The 20,947-nt window shown below is 72.0% G+C and carries 18 protein-coding genes and 1 pseudogene; 8 read left to right on the forward strand and 11 right to left on the reverse strand.

Annotated elements, in window-relative coordinates:
* Window positions 1-66 precede the first annotated feature (66 nt).
* The 7 genes and pseudogenes from ACH4RC_RS16430 to ssd all read right to left on the reverse strand — a co-directional run bounded on the left by ACH4RC_RS16430 (window position 67) and on the right by ssd (window position 5,168).
* Window positions 67-462, reverse strand: coding sequence for an Rv3654c family TadE-like protein (locus tag ACH4RC_RS16430; protein WP_398200800.1), 396 nt, complete (start codon window positions 460-462; stop codon window positions 67-69).
* Between the two features lie 6 nt (window positions 463-468).
* Window positions 469-852 (reverse strand): TadE family type IV pilus minor pilin, encoded by a 384-nt coding sequence (locus ACH4RC_RS16435; RefSeq protein WP_398200803.1) that lies wholly within the window; start codon window positions 850-852, stop codon window positions 469-471.
* Window positions 839-976 carry a DUF4244 domain-containing protein gene (locus ACH4RC_RS16440; RefSeq protein ID WP_398200806.1) on the reverse strand — a complete coding sequence of 46 codons (138 nt, stop codon included), beginning with the start codon at window positions 974-976 and terminating at the stop codon, window positions 839-841. Before ACH4RC_RS16440 ends, ACH4RC_RS16435 begins: the two co-directional genes overlap by 14 nt.
* Before the next feature lie 273 nt (window positions 977-1,249).
* A pseudogene (locus tag ACH4RC_RS16445) lies at window positions 1,250-1,933 on the reverse strand (type II secretion system F family protein); the annotation flags it as partial.
* 28 nt (window positions 1,934-1,961) lie between these two features.
* Entirely contained in the window at window positions 1,962-2,861 is a 900-nt protein-coding gene (locus ACH4RC_RS16450; protein WP_398200807.1) for a type II secretion system F family protein, read from the reverse strand.
* Between the two features lie 11 nt (window positions 2,862-2,872).
* Window positions 2,873-4,012, reverse strand: coding sequence for a TadA family conjugal transfer-associated ATPase (locus tag ACH4RC_RS16455; RefSeq protein WP_398201569.1), 1,140 nt, complete (start codon window positions 4,010-4,012; stop codon window positions 2,873-2,875).
* A 70-nt stretch (window positions 4,013-4,082) separates the two neighbouring features.
* The gene (gene ssd, locus ACH4RC_RS16460; protein WP_398201573.1) at window positions 4,083-5,168 is read right to left on the reverse strand and encodes a septum site-determining protein Ssd; all 1,086 of its coding nucleotides are present in this window, start codon (window positions 5,166-5,168) and stop codon (window positions 4,083-4,085) included.
* A gap of 659 nt (window positions 5,169-5,827) precedes the next feature.
* On the opposite strand from ssd, the gene ACH4RC_RS16465 reads away from it, so the two are divergent.
* Window positions 5,828-6,679, forward strand: a complete 852-nt coding sequence (locus tag ACH4RC_RS16465) for an HAD family hydrolase (RefSeq protein WP_398200810.1) — start codon at window positions 5,828-5,830, stop codon at window positions 6,677-6,679.
* A 382-nt stretch (window positions 6,680-7,061) separates the two neighbouring features.
* Here ACH4RC_RS16465 and ACH4RC_RS16470 read toward each other — a convergent pair whose 3' ends face one another.
* The gene (locus ACH4RC_RS16470; protein WP_398200812.1) at window positions 7,062-7,886 is read right to left on the reverse strand and encodes an oxidoreductase; all 825 of its coding nucleotides are present in this window, start codon (window positions 7,884-7,886) and stop codon (window positions 7,062-7,064) included.
* 101 nt (window positions 7,887-7,987) lie between these two features.
* Here ACH4RC_RS16470 and ACH4RC_RS16475 point away from each other — a divergent pair, with 101 nt between their 5' ends.
* Window positions 7,988-8,974, forward strand: coding sequence for an ATP-binding protein (locus tag ACH4RC_RS16475; RefSeq protein ID WP_398200815.1), 987 nt, complete (start codon window positions 7,988-7,990; stop codon window positions 8,972-8,974).
* 6 nt (window positions 8,975-8,980) lie between these two features.
* Here ACH4RC_RS16475 and ACH4RC_RS16480 read toward each other — a convergent pair whose 3' ends face one another.
* A complete protein-coding gene (locus ACH4RC_RS16480; protein WP_398200817.1) occupies window positions 8,981-10,300 on the reverse strand; it encodes a hypothetical protein in 1,320 nt (439 codons plus the stop codon).
* Between the two features lie 279 nt (window positions 10,301-10,579).
* On the opposite strand from ACH4RC_RS16480, the gene ACH4RC_RS16485 reads away from it, so the two are divergent.
* The 6 genes from ACH4RC_RS16485 (at window position 10,580) to ACH4RC_RS16510 (ending at window position 18,801) form a co-directional block, all read left to right on the forward strand.
* Entirely contained in the window at window positions 10,580-13,078 is a 2,499-nt protein-coding gene (locus tag ACH4RC_RS16485) for a SulP family inorganic anion transporter (RefSeq protein ID WP_398200820.1), read from the forward strand.
* A gap of 145 nt (window positions 13,079-13,223) precedes the next feature.
* The gene (gene acs / locus ACH4RC_RS16490; protein ID WP_398200823.1) at window positions 13,224-15,239 is read left to right on the forward strand and encodes an acetate--CoA ligase; all 2,016 of its coding nucleotides are present in this window, start codon (window positions 13,224-13,226) and stop codon (window positions 15,237-15,239) included.
* 217 nt (window positions 15,240-15,456) lie between these two features.
* The gene (gene nhaA / locus ACH4RC_RS16495; protein ID WP_398200825.1) at window positions 15,457-16,857 is read left to right on the forward strand and encodes a Na+/H+ antiporter NhaA; all 1,401 of its coding nucleotides are present in this window, start codon (window positions 15,457-15,459) and stop codon (window positions 16,855-16,857) included.
* Between the two features lie 65 nt (window positions 16,858-16,922).
* A complete protein-coding gene (locus ACH4RC_RS16500) occupies window positions 16,923-17,441 on the forward strand; it encodes a phage holin family protein (protein ID WP_398200827.1) in 519 nt (172 codons plus the stop codon).
* Window positions 17,438-18,391 (forward strand): alpha/beta fold hydrolase, encoded by a 954-nt coding sequence (locus ACH4RC_RS16505; protein WP_398200830.1) that lies wholly within the window; start codon window positions 17,438-17,440, stop codon window positions 18,389-18,391. Before ACH4RC_RS16500 ends, ACH4RC_RS16505 begins: the two co-directional genes overlap by 4 nt.
* 224 nt (window positions 18,392-18,615) lie before the next feature.
* A complete protein-coding gene (locus ACH4RC_RS16510; protein WP_398200833.1) occupies window positions 18,616-18,801 on the forward strand; it encodes a hypothetical protein in 186 nt (61 codons plus the stop codon).
* Window positions 18,802-18,826: 25 nt separating this feature from the next.
* On the opposite strand, the gene ACH4RC_RS16515 is transcribed toward ACH4RC_RS16510, so the two are convergent.
* Window positions 18,827-20,026, reverse strand: a complete 1,200-nt coding sequence (locus ACH4RC_RS16515; protein WP_398200836.1) for a MarP family serine protease — start codon at window positions 20,024-20,026, stop codon at window positions 18,827-18,829.
* Between the two features lie 117 nt (window positions 20,027-20,143).
* Window positions 20,144-20,908: an NUDIX hydrolase gene (locus ACH4RC_RS16520; RefSeq protein WP_398200838.1), complete on the reverse strand. Its 765-nt coding sequence runs from the start codon at window positions 20,906-20,908 to the stop codon at window positions 20,144-20,146.
* Window positions 20,909-20,947 lie beyond the last annotated feature (39 nt).

Consider the following 20,947-nt stretch of genomic DNA (forward strand, 5'->3'; position numbering starts at 1 on the left):
CCGGGCCGCCGGACCGCCCCTCGGCAGCTCTGGCCAGGACGCCCCCCTGCTCCCAGCACCGCCCCGTCACGCCCTGGGCCCCACCGGCCCCGCCGGCCCCGCCCGGGATCTGGCCCTCGCCTCCAACGGGCCCGTGCCTGACATCGCCGTCACGTCGGAGATCTGGCCGTGGACCGCGCACCGCGTGACCCTGGCGTCCTGGGCGCGGGCGACCTTCTTCGCCAGCGCGCAGGCCACCGGCCCTCCCTCCATCCAGTGATCCGCCGCCGCAAGTGCCGCAAGGTCCGCCGCGGCGCCGGCCCGGTGCCGGGCCTCGACGGCGCGGCTCATGGTCAGGAGGCCGCCGAAGACGATGCCGATGGCGGCCAGCGCCATGGCCACCCACACCGTGGCCGACCCGCGGTCCGAGCGCGCCCGTCCGCGCCGGGCCCTACGTACGCTCCTCACGTCATTCCGGGACATTCCTCGTCATTCCTCCCCCGCCGTCCCGACCGTCTCCTCCGCCGCCGCCACGGCCTGCGCGCTCAGGTCCACGCCGAGCGGCCCGGGACCAGCGGCGCGCACCCGCACCGTCACCCGGACGAGGTCGCCCTCCCGGCTCACCTCGACCCGCGCCCCGTTCGGCGCCGCCTCACGCGCGGCGGTGATCGCGGCGTCCCTGGGCTCCTGCCGGGCCACCGCCCGAGCACCGGCCCGCGCCGCGTCCACGCACCGGATCTGTGCCGAAGCCGCCAGCAGGGCCCAGACCAGCCCCATGGTGAAAGCCACCAGCACCGGCAGCACCACAGCCGCCTCGGCCGTCACCATGCCCCGGTCGCGCCGGCTGCCGCTCAGCGCCTCAGAACGACCCATGGAGCGCCTTCGCCACCAGGGACTGCAACGCCGCCTGCACGACGTCACTCGTCACCACCTGGTACAGCAGCCCGGCGAATCCCACCGCCGCGATCAACCCCACCGCGTACTCGGCACTGACCATGCCCGCATCCCGTCGCACCGACCGAACCGCCCGGTACCGGCGCAGCGCTCCCGCCCGCACCCAGCCGTACGCCGTCCGTGCCTCACTCGCCTTGTTCCGCATCACAACCACAACCCCCGTTCTCGACAACCCTGTTCACACCGCGCCCGTACGACCGCACGGGCCTCAACGACCACCCAGCACCCCCGCCCCCAGCCCGATCACCACGGGCACCACGCCGATCACCAGGAACGCGGGCAGGAAGCACAACCCGACCGGCGCCGTGATCAGCACAGCGGACCGCCTCGCCACGGCCGTCGCCCTGCGCGCCCGCTCCGCTCTGCACTCAGCGGCGAAACGTGCGACCGGCCCCGCCGCCGGTGCCCCGGACTCCCCGGCCCGCTCCAGCAGACGGACCAGTGCCCCGGCTCCAGGTATCGCGACCAACTCCCGCCAAGCCGAGTCCGATTCGCCTCCGAGTCGTACTTGCGCGGCACCCCGCGCCATCGCCGACCCGACCGGTCCGCCCACCGACTCCCCCACGGCCCGTGCGGCTCCCACCGGCTCCGCACCGGCCGCCAGGCACGCGGCCAACAGATCCGCGAGCAATGGAAGTTGCCGCTCCGCCTCGGCCCGCGCCCGCGCGTTCACCGAGCCGGGCAGACCTCCGTCGGCACCAGCCCTTCCTCGCCACCACCGCCACACACCCACGCCCGCGACCGCACCGGCCACCAACCCCGCCACGCCCCCGACACACACGTACCCGGCGCTCACCGCCCCTGCCACCAGCGCCCAACGCCGGACCGCAACAGGCACGCTCCGTGTGCGCCGCTCCGGCCGCGCCTCGGTCACCGCGCACACGAGCCGGACCCGTCGCCGTGTCACCCGCTCCCGGCGCCGTGCACCGACCTCGCTCGCCAGTGACGCGACCAGCACGGCAATGCACAGCACTACCCCCAGCCTGTGGACAACTTCCATCGCCCCGCACCTCCCGACCCCTTGGCGCTCACGCCTCCGCACCCCGCACGATCCGCACCGCCCACCACATCCCCGCCGCCTCCAACGCCCCGCCCACCACCAGGCACCCCGCCCCGGCCCCCGTATGCAGCAGCACCCGCAACGGGTGGGCGCCCAGCGCAGAGCCGAGCAGCAAGCCGAGCACCGGCAGCGCTGCGAGCATCACCACCGTCGACCAGGGGCCTGCCAACTGTGCTCGCAGCTCCGCCCGTTGGTCCCGCTCCGCCTGTAATGCCGAGGCCAACCGCTCGAGCCCCGCCGCCAGCCCGGCGCCCCGGTCCACCGCCACACGCCAACACGCCGCGAGCCCATGCAGTCCCTCCGCCCCGGGCCGACGCGCCGCCTCCCGCAACGCACCGGACACGTCCCCGCCGAACCGCGCCGCCGCGACCACGGCCGCGCTCGCCCCGGCACCGGGCAGCGCCGCGGACTCCCGCACGGCGACGACCAGCGCCTCCCCGGGCTGTTTCCCCGCCCGCACCTCTCCCGCCATCAGCCCGCACAAGCGGATCACCGCGTCCCCGCGCCGCTCCCGTTCCCGTCGGGCGGCCCGGGCCCGCCGTGCCCGCGCCGCACCGGGCACGGCGCAGACCCCCAGCACGAGCGGCACGACCGAGGCCCCGACGAGCCCGATCACCAGCCCGACCGCGACACACCCCCACTCAGGGCGCGCCCGGCCCCACTCCCACCACGTCTTAGCCCCTCGCCGCCAGGCGGGCACCGGCACCTTCCCGGGCCCGACGCCCAGCACCAGCCGGGCCCGCCGCGCCTCCGCACCCCGCCACGACCCGTCGCTCCACAACCCCATGACCGCTGCCGACACCGCCACCACCCCCAAGACGAACACCCCGACCGACATCAACACCCCGCCCTGCGTTTCCGCCCCCATCGATCCACCTGTCACAGCGCCCGCACCTCCAGCACCTCGCCCAGCCGCCGCCACCCCTCGCCCGGCACGAAGCCCCGCTCGCCGTACTCCAGCGCCGGCACCGCCCGCACCCAGCCCTGCGCATCCCGCTCCAGTACGCGTACCTCCGCGATCCGGCGCCGCCCGCTCCGGTCCCGTACGAGGTGCAGCACCACGGAGACCGCCGCCGCCAGCTGGCTGTGGAGCGCCGCCCGGTCGAGCCCCGCCGCCGTTCCCAGCGCTTCCAGGCGGGCCGGGACGTCACTCGCCGCGTTGGCGTGCAGGGTTCCGGAGCCGCCCTCGTGGCCGGTGTTCAGCGCGGCGAGCAGGGAGACGACCTCCGCGCCGCGCACCTCGCCGACGACCAGCCGGTCGGGGCGCATCCGCAACGCCTGACGCACCAGATCCGCGAGGTCGACGGCGCCCGCGCCCTCCTGGTTGGCGGGCCGTGCCTCAAGGCGCACCACGTGCGGGTGGTCCGGCCGCAGCTCGGCGGAGTCCTCGGCCAGCACGATGCGCTCGTGCGGCCCGACAAGGCCGAGCAGCGCGCTCAGCAACGTCGTCTTGCCGCTGCCCGTCCCACCGCTGATCAGGTACGAGAGGCGCGCGTCCAGGAGCGCACGCAGCACCCCGTCGCCGCCCGGCGGTACGGTCCCCGCCGCCACCAGCTCGTCCAGGGTGAAGGCCCGGGGCCGTACGACCCGCAGTGACAGACAGGTGCAGCCCACCGCGACCGGCGGCAGCACCGCGTGCAGCCGGGTCCCGTCCGGCAGCCGCGCGTCCACCCAGGGTCGTGCGTCGTCGAGGCGCCGACCCGCCACCGCGGCGAGCCGCTGCGCCAACCGCCGTACGGACGCGGCGCTCTCGAACTCCACCTTCGTCGGTTCCAGGCCGCCGCCGCGGTCGACCCAGACCTGGTCCGGCGCCGACACCAGGACGTCCGTCACCGACGGATCCGCGAGCAGCGGCTCCAACGGCCCGGCGCCCACCAGCTCCGACCGCAGCTGTCCGGCCGCGCCCAGCACCTCGGCGTCGCCCAGGATCCGCCCTTGTGCCCGCAACGCCTCGGCGACCCGGGCGGGTGTCGCCTCCGCCCCGTTCTCCGCGAGCCACTGGCGTACGCCGTCCAGCATCCGCGCCCCCACCACCGCACTCACCGCGACCCCCTCGGTCCTGCCTCGCCCCACCTGCCGCGCACCCTCGTCACGCCCTTTCCTCCGAGCCCACCGGCATCCGCCCCCAGAACTCCGCGCAGAACCGCCCCAGCGGCCCTCCCACACCGGACTTCGTCGCCTTGGCACCCATAGAGGGCTCCGGAGCGGACCCCAGGCACGGCAGTTCGCCCGCCAGCGGCAGCCCCAGCAAGCGGGCCACCTCGTCCCCCTCCAGCGCCCCCGGGCCGGACGTCGGCGCCGTCACCACACGCAGATCCCGCAGCACCATCCCCACCGCCCCGGCCACCCGCCGGGCCGCCGCGACAGCCCTCAGCTCCGGTGGCACCACGAGCAGGCCCAGATCGAGCTGGGCCAGCGCCTCCACCGAACCGGCGTCGACCCGGCGCGGCAGGTCCACCACGACGGCACCGCCTCTGCGCCGGCCCGCCGCGAGCACCGCCCGAACCGCCTCGGGCGGCACCGACGCGAGATCGCCCCGGTCCCAGCTGAGCAGCCGCACGTCGTGCAGTCGCGGCAGCGACTCCTCCAGCGCGGTGCTGCCGACGCGCCCCCTCGACTGGGCGAAGGCAGGCCAGCGAAGGCCGTCCACCGTCTCCCCGCCGAGCAGGACGTCGAGCCCGCCGCCCAGTGGATCCGCGTCGACCAGGAGCGTGCGCCGCCCGGCCCGCGCCGCCTCCACCGCCAGCGCGCACGCCAGCGTCGAGGCACCGGCGCCGCCCCTGCCCCCGATCACCCCGACGGTCACCGCGGGCCGCCCCACGCCTTCGGCGACATCGGCGATCCGGTCCATCAGCCATTGCTCGCCGTCGGGCAGCATCAGCACGTGGTCGGCACCGATCTCCACGGCCCGCTGCCACACCCCGGGGTCGTCCTGGTCGCGCCCCACCAGCACGACTCCGCGCCGCCGTGCCAGCCCGCGCAGCCGCCTCGCGGCGTCGTCCCCGACCAGCACCAGGGGCGCCGCCTCCCAGCTGCCCCTGGTCGCGGGCGCCCCGTGCCCGACCTCCGGCCGTACGCCCGCCGCGGCGCAGAGCCGCAGCAGATCGTCCAGGAGCCCCACGTCCTCCGTCACGATCAACGGAGTGCGCCGTACACCCCGCACCTCACATGTCATGGTTTCCGCCACGATCCGGCCCCCTTCTCCCCGCACACCCGCATCCGTACGACACATCTGGCCCGCCGGTGGACGCCCGCATCCGCCGTACACATACGGGAAGCGCGGGTCGAACCGGCCACCGCGAAGTCCGGAACCGAAGCGTCGAATACCAGCCGCCCCGGCACAGCTCGGCCATAACGAACCGGCCATGAACACCGATGCCGAACTCCGCGTGCGGAATCACCGTGCATCGATCCCGGAAAGCGTGGGGATCTTGGTCAATAACTGTGGACGTGAGAAGGGTTGTGAATATCCCAACCACCCATACCAGTGACACAGTGCAGTTGAAGCAGAACTTCCGCAGGGCAGCCCGCAGAACGGCTCCCACGCCACCTCGCGGTCACCCACCGTGACTGGTCCATCGCAGATCAGCGCCTGCGGCCCGAGGCGCGATCAGAAGCCCAAGCGGCAAAAAAATGGACCCGAAAACGGGTCCGGACATGCGACGACCCCCGCCGGGGGGGAGAGCGGGGGTCGTCCCCACAGTCTGACTCGGGGGGGGGAGGAGCCAGACCGGGGTTAGCACGGTCGCGAACGATCCGTGACTTCCATGGTGTACCCGAGAGCCTTCTCAAGCAAACCCACGCGCCACAGCTTACGCCGAATGGTGGGCGCCTATGCTCAAACTCGTGGAAATCCAGTCCTTGACCCACTCCATGCCGCGCACAGCGGCCTTCTTTGACCTGGACAAGACGGTCATCGCTAAGTCGAGCACGCTCACCTTCAGCAAGTCGTTCTACCAAGGCGGGCTGATCAACCGCAGGGCCGTGCTGCGCACCGCGTACGCGCAGTTCGTCTTCCTCGCCGGCGGTGCCGACCACGACCAGATGGAGCGGATGCGCGCGTACCTCTCGGCGCTGTGCCGCGGATGGAACGTGGAACAGGTGAAAGAGATCGTCGCCGAGACGCTGCACGATCTGATCGACCCGATCATCTACGACGAGGCGGCGTCCCTCATCGAGGAGCACCACGCGGCCGGGCGCGACGTCGTCATCGTCTCCACGTCGGGCGCGGAGGTCGTCGAGCCGATCGGGGAGCTGCTCGGCGCGGACCGGGTGGTGGCCACGCGCATGGTCGTCGGCGCCGACGGCTGCTTCACGGGCGAGGTGGAGTACTACGCGTACGGGCCGACGAAGGCCGAGGCGGTCAAGGACCTGGCCCGCTCCGAGGGGTACGACCTCGCGCGCTGCTACGCGTACAGCGACTCGGCGACGGATGTGCCGATGCTGAGTTCCGTGGGGCATCCCTACGCGGTCAACCCGGACCGGGCGTTGCGGCGCGAGGCGCTCACGCGCGCGTGGCCGATTCTCGATTTCCACAAGCCGGTCAGGCTGAAGCAGCGGCTGCCGGACTTCTCCGCGCCCTCGCGTCCCGCCCTGGTCGCGGCGGCCGCTGTAGGCGCCGCCGCGGCCACGGCGGGCCTGGTCTGGTACGCCAGTCGGCGCCGGGCGCTCACCGCCTCCCGGTAGGGCCAGGGGCCGCCCGAGACGAGATGCCGGAAAAGTTCATTTCCGTCCCTATAAGTAAAGAAGTGCGGCCAGGGCTTCCGCTTCCCCGACGGGAGGAGTACAAAGGAGTCAACGGCCCGCGAGACCAGGGACATCCGAGAGGATCACCTTCAACCGCAACCAAGGCCCCACGGACCGAAGCATGAACACCGGGCACCCACGCGACGTCGACCCGTCGATTACGGGCCAGCCGCACCAGGTGACGGGCGAAGTCCCGACCTGATGGGCATATATCGAGGACGCTTGGTAACCCGGCGCGTCATGCCGGCGGCGGTACGAGATCTCGTACCGCCGCAACCCTTTTCAGACGCAATTGCGCTCACTCAGCCGCGACGGCCGCCCATCAGGCAGCACCGCGTTGCAGTGCCTCGCAGACCGCCGTCGACTCCCTGACGCCCAGCTCGATCGCCTTGCCGCAGTGGGCGATCCACGCCGCCATCCCCTCCGGCGTACCGGAGACGTAGCCCTCGAGCGCGGCCGCGTACGCCGCGCGCCCCAGCTCCGCGTGGCCGACCTCGGCCGGGCAGATCGACTTCGGGTCGAGGCCGCTGCCGATCAGGACGATGCGTTCGGCGGCGCGGGCGACCAGGCCGTTGTGCGACGTGAAGGGGCGCAGGGCGAGAAGTTCGCCGTGCACCACGGCGGCGCTCACCAGGGCGGGCGCCGAGCTGCCGCTGATGATCAGCCTGGAGAGGCCCTCCAGGCGGCCCGCCACCTCGTCGGCGCTCGGCAGCGGCAGCTCGATGAGCGGCTCGTCGACGGGCTCGTCCGGCGTGCGCGGGCGGCCGACCGCGTCCCCGCGGTCGGCGGCGGCCACCAGGTGCAGGCGCGCGAGGACCCGGAGCGGTGACTGCCGCCAGATGGACAGCAGCTGCCCGGCCTCGGCGGTGAGCCGCAGGGCCGCGCCGACCGTGGGCGCCTCGCCGTCGCCGTCCACGCCGCTGAAGTCGGTGCGCCTGCGCACCTCTTCGAGCGCCCAGTCGGCGCCGGAGAGCGCCGCGCTGCCGCGCGCGCCGCGCAGTGCGGCCTCGGAGGTGACTTCGTTGCTCCGGCGCCGCATGACCCGGTGCCCGTAGACCCGGTCCACGGCCTTGCGCACGGAGGCCACGGCGTCGCTCACGCCGGCGAGCGCGCCGAGGGCGGCAAGGGGATCGGCTGACGTACTCATGAGTACGACCCTACGGGCCCCGGGCCCGCGCCCCACGTTGGAGTGGTCTTCTTCACGGGGGGTCGACACGCTGCGCGGTCGCCACACTACGCTAGGTGAACATGAAGATCGCTTTCGTAGGGAAGGGCGGCAGTGGCAAGACCACGCTGTCCTCGCTGTTCATCCGCCACCTCGCCACCACCGGATCCGCGGTCGTCGCCGTCGACGCCGACATCAACCAGCATCTCGGTGCCGCGCTCGGGCTCGACGAGGAGGTGGCCGCCGAGCTGCCCGCCATGGGCGCGCGGCTGCCGCTCATCAAGGAGTACCTGCGCGGATCGAACCCGCGGATCGCGTCGGCCGAGACGATGATCAAGACGACGCCGCCCGGCCAGGGCTCGCGGCTGCTGCGCGTCGGCGAGAACAACCCGGTGTACGACGCCTGCGCGCGGCCGGTGGAACTCGACGGCGGCACCGTGCGTCTGATGGTCACCGGGCCCTTCACCGAGGCCGATCTGGGCGTCGCCTGCTACCACTCCAAAACGGGAGCGGTGGAGCTGTGCCTGAACCACCTCGTCGACGGCCGTGACGAGTACGTGGTGGTCGACATGACCGCCGGTTCCGACTCCTTCGCCTCGGGCATGTTCACCCGCTTCGACATGACGTTCCTCGTCGCCGAGCCGACGCGGAAGGGGGTCTCCGTCTACCGGCAGTACAAGCAATACGCGCAGGACTACGGCATCGCCCTGAAGGTCGTGGGCAACAAGGTGCGCGGGGACGATGACGCGGACCTCGACTTCCTGCGCTCCGAGGTGGGCGACGACCTGCTCGTCACCGTCGGCCAGTCGGACTGGGTGCGCGCCATGGAGAAGGGGCTTCCGCCGCGCTTCGACCTCCTGGAGGAGCCCACCAGGGGCGCCCTGCGGACCCTCCAGGACGCCGCCGACGCCACGTACGAGGCGCGCGACTGGGAGCGCTACACGCGCCAGATGGTGCACTTCCACGAGAAGAACGCGCGGAGCTGGGGCAATGAGCGGACGGGGGCCGACCTGGCGGCGCAGATCGACCCCGGTTACGTGCTGCGGGAGAGCGTCACCGCACCCGTCTGACGGGGGTCACGACGTACCGGCCGGGGTGTCCGGCGCCCCCTTGGGCGCCGGGGCGGGCGCGTCGTCGTCGAGGTAGGAGCGCCAGCCCCGCTTCGGCGCCTCGCCCACCTTGAGGCCGGTGAGCCTCTCCAGCGTCCTGGGGTCCTGGGCGTCGAGCCAGTCGGCGAGCTGACGGAAGGAGACGCAGCGGACCTCGGGTTTGCCGCAGACCTTCCGGACCGTCTGCTCGACGGCGCGCATGTAGACGCCGCCGTTCCAGGACTCGAAGTGGTTGCCGATGATCAGCGGGGCGCGGTTGCCGTGGTAGGCGCGCCTGAACCCGGCCACCAGGCTGTCGCGCATCTGGTCGCCCCAGTACGCACGCCTGTCCGGGTCGCCTTGCGTGGTGCCCGACTGGTTGACCATGAAGTTGTAGTCCATGGTGAGTTGCTCGTAGGAGTGCCCTCGGAACGGCACGAGCTGCATGGACAGGTCCCACAGGCCGTGCTTCTTCTTCGGCCACACCTGGTCGTTGACGCCGCTGGTGTCGTAGCGGAACCCCATCTCGTGGCCCGCCCGCATGAAGTTCTTCTGCCCTTCGAGGCAGGGCGTGCGGGCGCCGACGAGTTCCTTGTCGTAGTCGAAGGGCAGCGGGGCCGCCGCCTTCGTGCCCGTATGGGACTTCCAGGTGCGCACGAAGGACTTGGCCTGCCGGATCTCGCTCTTCCAGTCCTCGACCGACCACTGCCCGACGCCGCCGTCGCTGCCGCAGAAGTGGCCGTTGAAGTGGGTGCCGATCTCGCTGCCCTCGAGCCAGGCGCCGCGCAACTGCTCGACGGTGTCGCGGATTCCCTCGGCGTCGTTGAAGCCGATGTCCGAGCGGCCCGGTGCGTGCCGCGGAGGGTCGTACAGCTCCTTCTTGGCGCCCGGGAGCAGATAGACGCCGCTGAGGAAGTACGTCATGGTCGCGTTGTTCTCCTTGGCGACCTTGCGGAAGTGCGAGAACAGCTTCTGGCCGTCCTCACCGGCCCCGTCCCAGGAGAAGACCACGAACTGCGGGGGTCTGTGGCCCGGTCTGAGACGCTCGGCCCTCGGCAGGTGCGGCTGCCGGCCGGTGTACGCGGTCGAGCCGTCGCCGATCAGCCGGACCGTGCGGTGCGGGGCGGCGGGCCCGGCCTTCCTGGCGCCGGGGGCGCCCTGGTCGCGGGCCGCGCCGGGGTCGTCGTGCCCACAGCCCGCGAGGGTGGCGGCGCACGCCGCGGCCGCGGCGACGGCCGCGGTGATCCTCGGGGCGGTGAACTGCCGGGGGGCGGTCTTCTGTGCGGCGGTCCTCTGGGTGGCGGCCATCTTCCGCCCACCTGCTTCCTTGGGGTCGGCCTGCGAGGCCGCGCATGCGCGACAGGCATGCGCGAGCGCGCCCGCTTGCGCGCGGGCGGCAGCCGTCAACGTCGCACGCAATTCACCCCCGAATTTGTACGACAAGCCGACCAATATTCTTATTCACTCCTCCAGGTGAATAAGTAGGCTATTTGCCCGTTTAATCCAGCCACAATCTTTACTCTGCATTACTGTTCGTTTACCGAGTGTTGCAATTCATCCCGCCGCTACGTGCCAAGGAGACGGGACATGACAGCCTGCCTTCCCACTCGCCCCAGCGACCCCAGCGACCCCGGCCGGACAGCCAAGCCGTCAGTCGGCGCCCGGAACGCACACAGTCCCCCACCGCCGCCGCGTCGCCGCTTCCGGATCGCGGGAGCCGATCTGTCGGCGTCCGTCGCGGTCTTCCTGATCGCCCTGCCGCTGTCTCTGGGCATCGCCCTCGCTACCGGCGCGCCTCTTGAAGCGGGCCTGGTCGCCGCCGCGGTCGGCGGACTCGTCGCCGGCTTGGTGGGCGGCGCCCCGCTCCAGGTCAGCGGCCCGGCCGCCGGTCTCACCGTCGTCACCGCCGAGCTGATCCAGCGCTACGGCTGGCGCACCACCTGCGCGATCACCGTTCTCGCCGGGATCGCCCAACTCGGGCTCGGCTGCCTGCGGGTGGCCCGCACGGCGCTCGCCGTCAGCCCCGCCGTCGTCCACGGCATGCTCGCCGGTATCGGCATCACCATCGCCGTCGCCCAGCTGCACATCGTGCTCGGCGGCACCCCCGAGAGCTCGGTGCTCGCCAATGTGGCGGCGCTGCCGTCCCAGCTCGCCGACGCGCGCGTGGCCGCGTTCGGCGTCAGCGCCCTGACGCTCACCCTCCTGTACTGCTGGCCGCGCATCCCGGGCCGGATCGGCCGCTTCACGCGCGCGGTGCCCGCGGCGCTCGTCGCCGTCACCTCCGCGACCGCGGTCACCGCGCTCTGCGGCCTGACGCTCCCCAAGGTGGACCTGCCGTCCTGGAGCAGCCACGCGCTGGCCGGACTCCCCGACGGGCCGGTGCTCGGCATCGCCGCCGCCGTACTGACGACCACCCTGGTGTGCAGCGTGCAGTCCCTGCTCGGCGCCGTGGCCGTCGACAAACTGGCCGCCGCACGGCCCGAACTGCCGCCCACGTCGCGCCGCTCGAACCTGGACCGGGAACTGCTCGGCCAGGGCGCCGCGAACATCGTGTCCGGCACCCTCGGCGGGCTCCCCGTCGCGGGGGTGGCGGTGCGCTCGACGGCGAACGTGAGCGCGGGAGCGCTGAGCCGCGACTCCACGATGCTGCACGGGCTCTGGGTCGTCGCGGCCACCTTGCTGCTCGTCCCCGCGCTGGAGCTGATCCCGCTCGCCTCGCTCGCCGCGCTGGTCATGGCGGTCGGCCTCAAGATGGTCTCCTTGCTCCACATCCGCACGGTCACCCGCCACCGCGAGATCCTGGTGTACGTGGTGACCACCCTCGGCGTCGTCGTCCTCGGCGTGCTCGAAGGCGTGGGGCTCGGCGTCGCGGTGGCCGTCGGCGTCGCGCTGCACCGCCTCACGCGTACCCGCATCACGCACGAGGAGGACGCACGCGGCGTCCACCATGTGCGTGTTCGCGGGCAGTTGACGTTCCTCGCGGTGCCCCGGCTCAGCCGGGTACTGCACCAGATCCCGCACCGGGCGCAATGCGTCGTCGAGCTGGACGGCTCCTTCATGGACCATGCCGCGTACGAGGCGCTGCAGGACTGGGAGAAGACGCACACCACGCAGGGCGGCGAGGTCGAGCTGGCCGGCCGCGGCGGGCAGCGGATCGCCGAACCCGCGAGCGCGAGCCACTCGTGCTGCCGACCCTGGACGCCATGGCGCAACCACCACTGCGACCGGCCCTCCGACCCGGCGCCCGAGACCGTCGCACCGCGCGGCGGGCACCATCTGGCCAGCGGGCTCAGCGCGTTCCAGCGCAATACGGCGCCGCTGGTGCGCGGGGAGCTGGCGCGGCTCGCCAAGGAAGGGCAGCAGCCGACGCAGCTCTTCCTGACCTGTGCCGATTCGCGGCTCGTCACCTCGATGATCACGTCGAGCGGGCCCGGCGATCTCTTCGTCGTACGGAACGTGGGCAATCTGGTGCCCCTGCCGGGCGCCGAGAGCGGGGACGACTCGGTCGCGGCGGCCATCGAGTACGCGGTCGACGTGCTGAAGGTGCAGTCGATCACCGTGTGCGGGCACTCCGGGTGCGGGGCCATGCAGGCGCTCATGAGCAGTCCGCCATCCGGGGCCGGGGCGCTCACGCCGCTCAAGCGGTGGCTGCGGCACGGCGTCCCGAGCCTTGAGCGCCTGGGCGACCAGGGGCTCCCTGACGCGCGGCTCGCCGGGCGGGCGCCCGCCGACGCGGTCGAGCAGCTCTGTCTGACCAATGTGGTCCAGCAGCTGGAGCATCTGCGGGCGCACGAGGCGGTGGCCCGCGCCCTGGACGAGGGCACGCTTCAGCTGCACGGCATGTACTTCCACGTCGGCGAGGCGCAGGCATACCTGCTCGAGGAGGCCGACCCCGTCTTCGGACAGGTCGCCCCCGCGTCCACGGATGCCGACCCCGTCTTCGGGCAGGTCGCCGCCGCGTCCACGGATGCCGACCCCGTCTTCGGACAGGTCGCCGCCGCGTCCGCGGATGCCGACCCCGTCTTCGGACAGGTCGCCGCCGCGTCCGCCGACGACGTCAGAGACACGCCCGCCACGCGGGCCTGAACCCGCGGGCACCCTTCCGCGTGCAACGGGTGAGAGCGTGACGGTTCCCGGCCGCTGTGGCCGGGAGCCGTTCGCTCGTCACCAGGGCCGTCTACAGGTCTAAACCAATTCGCCGACCCCCCTTGTCACCAGGGGGCACCGTCTGATGAGCTGTGGTTTGGGACACAACGGTCGCCCGGCGAAGCACCGTAAGGGAGATGTCGTGAGCAACGAAAGCCTGGCCAACCTCTTGAAAGAGGAGCGTCGTTTTGCGCCGCCCGCCGAGCTGGCGGCGAGCGCCAACGTCACGGCCGAGGCGTACGAGCAGGCCAAGGCTGACCGGCTCGGGTTCTGGGCCGAGCAGGCCCGCCGCCTGAGCTGGGACACCGAGCCGACCGAGACGCTGGACTGGTCGAACCCGCCGTTCGCCAAGTGGTTCAAGGACGGCAAGCTCAACGTCGCGTACAACTGCGTCGACCGCCACGTCGAGGCGGGCAACGGCGACCGGGTCGCGATCCACTTCGAGGGCGAGCCGGGCGACAGCCGGGCCATCACCTACGCCGAGCTGAAGGACGAGGTCAGCCGCGCGGCGAACGCGCTGACCGAGCTGGGCGTGCAGCAGGGCGACCGGGTCGCCGTCTACCTGCCGATGATCCCCGAGGCGGTCGTCTCGATGCTGGCCTGCGCGCGCATCGGCGCCGCGCACTCGGTGGTCTTCGGCGGCTTCTCCGCCGACGCGATCGCCAAGCGCATCGAGGACGCGGACGCCAAGGTCGTCATCACCTCCGACGGTGGTTACCGCCGCGGCAAGCCGTCGGCCCTCAAGCCGGCCGTCGACGAGGCGCTGACCCGCGTCGAGGGCGTCAGCACGGTCCTCGTCGTGCAGCGCACGAAGCAGGACGTCGCCTGGACCGAGGGGCGCGACCAGTGGTGGCACGAGGTCGTCGGCCGCCAGTCCGCCGAGCACACGCCGCAGGCGTTCGACGCCGAGCAGCCGCTGTTCATCCTCTACACGTCCGGCACGACGGGTAAGCCGAAGGGCATCCTGCACACCTCGGGCGGCTATCTGACGCAGGCCAGCTACACGCACCACGCGGTCTTCGACCTCAAGCCGGAGACGGACGTGTACTGGTGCACGGCCGACATCGGCTGGGTCACCGGGCACTCGTACATCACGTACGGCCCGCTCTCCAACGGTGCGACGCAGGTCATCTACGAGGGCACCCCGGACACCCCGCACCAGGGCCGGTTCTGGGAGATCGTGCAGAAGTACGGCGTCACGATCCTCTACACGGCGCCGACCGCGATCCGTACGTTCATGAAGTGGGGCGACGACATCCCCGCGAAGTTCGACCTGTCCAGCCTGCGCGTGCTCGGTTCGGTCGGTGAGCCGATCAACCCCGAGGCGTGGATGTGGTACCGCAAGAACATCGGCGGCGACACGTGCCCGATCGTGGACACCTGGTGGCAGACCGAGACCGGCGCGATCATGATCTCGCCGCTGCCGGGCGTCACCGAGACCAAGCCGGGCTCGGCCCAGCGCGCGCTGCCCGGCATCTCCGCGACCGTCGTCGACGACGAGGCCAACGAGGTGCCGAACGGCGGCGGTGGCTACCTCGTCCTGACCGAGCCGTGGCCGTCGATGCTGCGCACCATCTGGGGCGACGACCAGCGGTTCATCGACACCTACTGGTCCCGCTTCGAGGGCCGCTACTTCGCCGGTGACGGCGCGAAGAAGGACGAGGACGGCGACGTCTGGCTGCTCGGCCGGGTCGACGACGTCATGCTCGTCTCCGGCCACAACATCTCGACCACCGAGGTGGAGTCGGCGCTCGTCTCGCACCCGGCCGTCGCCGAGGCCGCCGTCGTCGGCGCCGCCGACGCCACGACCGGCCAGGCGATCGTCGCCTTCGTGATCCTGCGCTCCAGCGCGAACGCGGAGGACGAGCAGCTCGTCGCCGACCTGCGGGGCCATGTGGGCGCCGTGCTCGGCCCGATCGCCAAGCCCAAGCGGGTCCTGCCGGTCGCCGAGCTGCCCAAGACGCGCTCCGGCAAGATCATGCGCCGCCTGCTGCGCGACGTGGCGGAGAACCGGGCGGTGGGTGACGTCACCACGCTCGCCGACTCCTCCGTCATGGACCTGATCCAGGACAAGCTGCCTGCGGCGTCCAGCGAGGACTGATCAGACACCGCACCGTACTGAGCGGGCATTCGGCGAACGCGCCGGATGCCCGCTTCGTTCGTAGGGTGAGGTTCCGTATGGCGATGATCACCAGGCCTGCCCGCCATGCACCCGGTAGGGTGACAGGCGCGTCACGAACGCGACAGGAAGTCCACAGGGTGCGCCGGGAAGTCTGGTCGGCAGATCGATCAGCCGTACCCGACCGGAGGTTCCCCGCGTGAGCGCCCCCCAGAAGAACGACCGCACAGCGTTCGGACACCTGTCCCTGCCCGAGCGGAACTTCCTGACCGACGCCCTGCGGGCCGAGACCGTCGGCGGGGTCCTGCTGCTCGTCGCCGCCGTCGCGGCCCTCGTCTGGGCGAACGTCCCGGCGCTCAGCCACAGCTACGAGACCGTTCGCGACCTGCACCTCGGGCCCGGCTCGCTCGGCCTGCACCTCTCCCTCGAACACTGGGCCGCCGACGGCCTCCTCGCGATCTTCTTCTTCGTCGCGGGCATCGAACTCAAGCGCGAGCTCGTCGCGGGCGATCTGCGCGACCCGCGCGCCGCCGCGCTTCCGGTCGTCGCCGCCGTCTGCGGCATGGCCGCGCCCGCCCTCGTCTACACGCTGGTCAACCTGGCCGGCGGCGGCTCGACGGACGGCTGGGCCGTGCCGACCGCCACCGACATCGCCTTCGCGCTCGCCGTCCTCGCCGTCCTCGGTACGTCGCTGCCGAGCGCCCTGCGCGCCTTCCTGCTGACCCTCGCCGTCGTCGACGACCTCCTGGCCATCCTGATCATCGCGGTCTTCTTCACCAGCGACCTGAACTTCGCCGCTCTCGCCGGCGCCTTCATCGGCCTCGCCGTCTTCTGGCTGCTCCTCCGGACGGGCGTACGCGGCTGGTACGTGTACGTGCCGCTCGCGCTCGTCATCTGGGGCCTGATGTACAACAGCGGCGTCCACGCCACTGTCGCGGGCGTCGCCATGGGCCTGATGCTGCGCTGCGCGCGCCGCGACGGCGAGGAACAGTCCCCCGGCGAGCGCATCGAACACCTCGTGCGCCCGCTCTCCACCGGCCTCGCGGTCCCGCTGTTCGCCCTGTTCAGCGCTGGTGTGGCGGTGTCGGGCGGCGCGCTCGGCGATGTCTTCGCCCGGCCCGAGACGCTGGGGGTCGTCCTCGGTCTCGTCGTCGGCAAGACCATCGGTGTCTTCGGCGGTACGTGGCTGACGGCACGGTTCACCAGAGCCTCGCTCTCCTCCGACCTGACCTGGCCGGACCTCTTCGCGGTCTCCGCGCTCGCCGGCATCGGCTTCACCGTCTCGCTCCTCATCGGCGAACTGGCCTTCACCGGCGACGCCGCGCTCACCGACGAGGCCAAGGCCGCCGTCCTCGTCGGCTCGTTGATCGCGGCCGTCCTCAGCGGCGTACTGCTGCGGATCCGGAACGCCAAGTACCGCGCCCTGTGGGAGGCGGAGGAGCGCGACGAGGACCTCGACGGGGTCCCCGACATATACGAGGTGGGCGACCCGGCGTACCACCTTCGGATGGCCGTGCTGCACGAGAAGAAGGCCGCGGAGCACCGGCGGCTTGCCGAAGCGACGGGCGGGGAAGGCGGCGAGGGCGAGCGTCCGGCATGATCTGACAGCAAGTCCGCACAACCGACAGAGCCACAGTGCTCCTACAGGAGAACAGGGAGAACGCGATGAGCGCACCCGACGGCAGCACGGTCGGCGCGGTCGGCGCCGAGCGCAGCATCGGCCAGCTGTTCGCCTCGGCGACGGCCGAGATGTCCGCACTGGTGCACGACGAGATCGCCCTTGCGAAAGTACAGCTCAAGCAGGACGTGAAGAAGGGTGCGGTGAGCGGCGGCGCCTTCACCGCGGCGCTGACGATCGCGCTCTTCTCGCTGCCGATGCTGAGCTTCGCGCTCGCCTACGGCATCAACGCCTGGACCGGCGGGCACAACGGCGACGGCGGCTGGAACCTCGCCTGGTGCTTCCTGCTCTCCTTCGCCGCGAGCCTGATCGTCGCCGGTCTGGTCGGCCTGATCGGTGTGGTCTTCGCCAAGAAGGCCAAGAAGAGCAAGGGCCCGCAGAAGGTCGCCGCCTCCGTCAAGGAGACCGCGGGCGTCCTGCAGAACGCCAAGCCGCACCCCCGTCCGGTGACGGCCGGAGAGCGTGTCCCCGAGGCCATCGAGGCTGTGGCACGCTCGTCTTCATGACGGACCCCGCCACTCCTTCGGCCCAGCCGCCTTCCTCTGTCGTACGTCTGGACGTACCCGGTGCCAAAGAGGTGATCCACCGGGACGTCGCGGCCAACGGCGCGCGTTTCCACATCGCGGAGGTGGGTGACGGGCCGCTGGTGCTGCTGCTTCATGGCTTCCCGCAGTTCTGGTGGACGTGGCGGCACCAGCTCGTGGCGCTGGCCGACGCGGGGTTCCGGGCCGTGGCGATGGACCTGCGGGGCCTGGGCGGCAGCGACCGCACGCCGCGCGGGTACGACCCGGCCAACCTCGCGCTCGACATCACCGGAGTGGTGCGCTCGCTCGGTGAGCCCGACGCGGCGCTCGTCGGGCACGACCTCGGCGGCTACCTCGCGTGGACGGCGGCCGTGATGCGGCCGAAGCTGGTGCGCCGGCTCGCGGTGTCGTCGATGCCGCATCCGCGCCGCTGGCGCTCGGCGATGCTCTCGGACCTCAAGCAGACCACCGCCGGGTCCTACGTCTGGGGGTTCCAGCGGCCGTGGCTGCCGGAGCGTCAGCTGGCGGCGGACGACGCGGCGTTGGTCGGGCGCCTGATCCGGGACTGGTCCGGGCCGCGTCAACCGGACGACGAGACCGTCGAGACGTACCGGCGCGCCATGTGCATCCCCTCGACCGCGCACTGCTCGATCGAGCCGTACCGGTGGATGGTGCGCTCCCTGGCGCGGCCCGACGGCATCCAGTTCAACCGGCGCATGAAGCGGCCGGTCCGTGTGCCCACGCTGCATCTGCACGGCTCGCTCGATCCGGTGATGCGCACGCGCAGCGCCGCTGGCTCCGGCGAGTACGTCGAAGCGCCCTACCGCTGGCGCCTGTTCGACGGTCTCGGCCACTTCCCGCACGAGGAGGATCCGGCCGCGTTCTCCAAGGAACTGGTGAGCTGGCTCAAGGACTCCGAGCCGGACCGTTGAGCCGTTGAGCCGTTGAGCCGTTGAGCCGTTGAGCCGTTGAGCCATTGAGAACTCGTTCGTGAGCTGTGCGCGAGCTGTCCGTGAGCGGGCGGTGCGTGGACGGTGAGCGTCCGGTGTCCGGACGGGAACATCTGTCCTACGAACAGCCAATTGCCTGCCGCATAAGCCAATTTGGGGGCTGTGGGGGCGGTTACCGACCATGGGGCCCGGGCAGACGTCGGGGTATGGGCTGGACGCACGACTACAGTGACGCAGCACGCAATCGCCGCCCAGCGATGACGCTGGGCTCTCCCCAGAGGGGCGCACCGCAAGGACACGCGGTGCACGATCCCCGGCTGGGCATCCCGCGCATCCTGCGGCGCCGGGCCCGGTGGGTGTCGGCCCGGCTGCGCCACAGCGGGCGCGGCTGACACATCCCCCGTCTTCCCGGGTTCCTCAGAGCGCGCAGGCGTCCGTGTCCACCTGCTGGACCGCGGCTCGGCCGCGCGTGATGTCGGTGCGGATCTCGTCGCCGGTCAGCGCGTAGCCCGTCTGCGCGTTGTCCAGGGACTTGGCGAAGACGACGCCGTACACCTGGCCGTCCGGGGTCAGCAGCGGTCCGCCGGAGTTGCCCTGCCGGACCGTCGCGTACAGCGAGTACACGTCGCGCTGCACCTTGCCGCGGTGGTAGATGTCCGGGCCGTCGGCGGTGATACGGCCGCGCACGCGCGCGGGGCGCACGTCGTACGCGCCGTTCTCCGGGAAGCCCGCGACGATGGCGCCGCCGCCGCGCTGCGCGTCCGTCGACGTGAAGCGCAGCGGGGGCGCCTTGAGCTGCGGTACGTCCAGGACGGCGATGTCGCGCTTCCAGTCGTAGAGGACGACCTTCGCGTCGTACTTGATGCCCTCGCCGCCGATCTGCACGGTGGGCTCCTCGACGCCGCCGACCACGTGCGCGTTGGTCATCACGCGGCGGTCGGAGAAGACGAAGCCGGTGCCCTCGACGACCTTGCCGCAGCTGGGCGCCTGGCCGACGACCTTGACGATCGAACGCTTGGCGGTGCGGGCGGCGGCGCTCCGCGCGAGCGCGGGGTCGGGCGGCTGGACCTCGGCGATCGGCTCGTTGGCGAACGGGCTGAAGACCTGGGGGAATCCGTTCTGCGCGAGCGTGGAGGAGAAGTCGGCGAACCAGGTGTCCGCCTGCGCGGGCAGCACCCGGGCCACGCCGAGCAGCACCTTCGAGGAGCGGACCTCGCTGCCGAGGGTGGGCAGGGCGGTACCGGCGAGCGCGGAACCTATCAGCCAGGCGACCAACAGCATCGCCCCCACGTTGACGAGGGCGCCGCCCGTCGCGTCGAGCGCGCGCGCCGGGGACCAGATGATGTAGCGGCGCAGCTTGTTGCCCAGGTGCGTGGTGAAAGCCTGGCCGATGGAGGCGCAGACGATCACGACGACCACGGCCACGATCGCCGCGGTGGTCGTCACCTGGGCGTCGCTGGTCGCAGCGGACCAGATGGCGGGCAGCGCGTAGACGGCCACGAGGCCGCCGCCGAGGAAACCGATCACCGACAGGATGCCGACGACGAAGCCCTGCCGGTAGCCCACGATGGCGAACCAGACGGCAGCCGCGAGCAGCAGGATGTCCAGCACGTTCACCGAATTCTGGCCTCGCCTCGCATCGCGGATGTCCTCGCGGGTGTCATCGTGAAGTCCACTTCCGCGCCGGAGTTCCGGGGGCGCTCCCCGGGACGGCACGGCACGGGGGCCACCCTGTCATGTGCGCCAGTCGAGTGGCACCGTCTTCTTTCGGTCCCAGGGGCGCTCCCACCCCGCGTAGTGCAGGATCCGGTCGATCACACCGGCCGTGAACCCCCACACGAGGGCGGATTCCACCAGGAACGCGGGGCCTCTGTGGCCGCTCGGGTGAATGGTCGTCACCCGGTTCTCCGGGTCCGTGAGATCCGCCACCGGGACCGTGAAGACGCGGGCCGTCTCCGCCGGGTCGACCGCCGTGACCGGCGTCGGCCGCCGCCACCAGCCGAGGACCGGGCTCACCACGAAGCCGCTGACGGGGATGTAGAGCCGGGGCAGTACGCCGAAGAGCTGTACGCCTCTCGGGTCGAGCCCCGTCTCCTCCCACGCCTCGCGCAGAGCGGCGCGCAGCGGGCCCTCGGCCCGCGGGTCCCCGTCCTCCGGGTCGAGGGCGCCGCCGGGGAAGGACGGCTGCCCCGCATGGGATCTGAGCGATCCCGCCCGCTCCATCAGCAGCAGCTCGGGCCCGCGCGCGCCCTCCCCGAACAGGATCAGCACCGCGGACTGCCGCCCCGCGCCGTCCGCCGGGGGCAGGAAGCGGCTCAGTTGCTCGCCGCGGACGGTGCGCAAGGCCTCGGCGACGGGGGTGAGCCAGCCGGGCAGGCCGTCCGCGCGCAGCGTCACGTCCGGGACGTGCGGGGCGCCACCGCCCGGGGTCGAACCACCGGATCCGGCCGCCTCACCGGTCACGCCACTCGCATCCTCGATCTCGCTCACGTGCTTCATCTCGCCGCCCCCGTACCCGTCGTCCCTCGCCCAACGCCT

Origin of the sequence: Streptomyces sp. NPDC016845, from assembly GCF_044332585.1 — a bacterium.
Lineage (GTDB): Bacteria > Actinomycetota > Actinomycetes > Streptomycetales > Streptomycetaceae > Streptomyces.

Coding starts and splice junctions, on each gene's coding strand:
- ACH4RC_RS16430 (WP_398200800.1), bottom strand. CDS start 462: ATGTCCCGGAATGACGTGAGGAGCGTACGTAGGGCCCGGCGCGGACGG.
- ACH4RC_RS16505 (WP_398200830.1), top strand. CDS start 17,438: ATGACGGACCCCGCCACTCCTTCGGCCCAGCCGCCTTCCTCTGTCGTA.
- ACH4RC_RS16455 (WP_398201569.1), bottom strand. CDS start 4,012: ATGCTGGACGGCGTACGCCAGTGGCTCGCGGAGAACGGGGCGGAGGCG.
- ACH4RC_RS16470 (WP_398200812.1), bottom strand. CDS start 7,886: ATGAGTACGTCAGCCGATCCCCTTGCCGCCCTCGGCGCGCTCGCCGGC.
- ACH4RC_RS16520 (WP_398200838.1), bottom strand. CDS start 20,908: ATGAAGCACGTGAGCGAGATCGAGGATGCGAGTGGCGTGACCGGTGAG.
- acs (WP_398200823.1), top strand. CDS start 13,224: ATGAGCTGTGGTTTGGGACACAACGGTCGCCCGGCGAAGCACCGTAAG.
- ACH4RC_RS16485 (WP_398200820.1), top strand. CDS start 10,580: ATGACAGCCTGCCTTCCCACTCGCCCCAGCGACCCCAGCGACCCCGGC.
- ACH4RC_RS16510 (WP_398200833.1), top strand. CDS start 18,616: ATGGGCTGGACGCACGACTACAGTGACGCAGCACGCAATCGCCGCCCA.
- ACH4RC_RS16435 (WP_398200803.1), bottom strand. CDS start 852: ATGGGTCGTTCTGAGGCGCTGAGCGGCAGCCGGCGCGACCGGGGCATG.
- ACH4RC_RS16440 (WP_398200806.1), bottom strand. CDS start 976: ATGGTCAGTGCCGAGTACGCGGTGGGGTTGATCGCGGCGGTGGGATTC.
- ACH4RC_RS16475 (WP_398200815.1), top strand. CDS start 7,988: ATGAAGATCGCTTTCGTAGGGAAGGGCGGCAGTGGCAAGACCACGCTG.
- ACH4RC_RS16480 (WP_398200817.1), bottom strand. CDS start 10,300: ATGGCCGCCACCCAGAGGACCGCCGCACAGAAGACCGCCCCCCGGCAG.
- ssd (WP_398201573.1), bottom strand. CDS start 5,168: ATGACATGTGAGGTGCGGGGTGTACGGCGCACTCCGTTGATCGTGACG.
- ACH4RC_RS16465 (WP_398200810.1), top strand. CDS start 5,828: ATGCTCAAACTCGTGGAAATCCAGTCCTTGACCCACTCCATGCCGCGC.
- ACH4RC_RS16500 (WP_398200827.1), top strand. CDS start 16,923: ATGAGCGCACCCGACGGCAGCACGGTCGGCGCGGTCGGCGCCGAGCGC.
- ACH4RC_RS16450 (WP_398200807.1), bottom strand. CDS start 2,861: ATGGGGGCGGAAACGCAGGGCGGGGTGTTGATGTCGGTCGGGGTGTTC.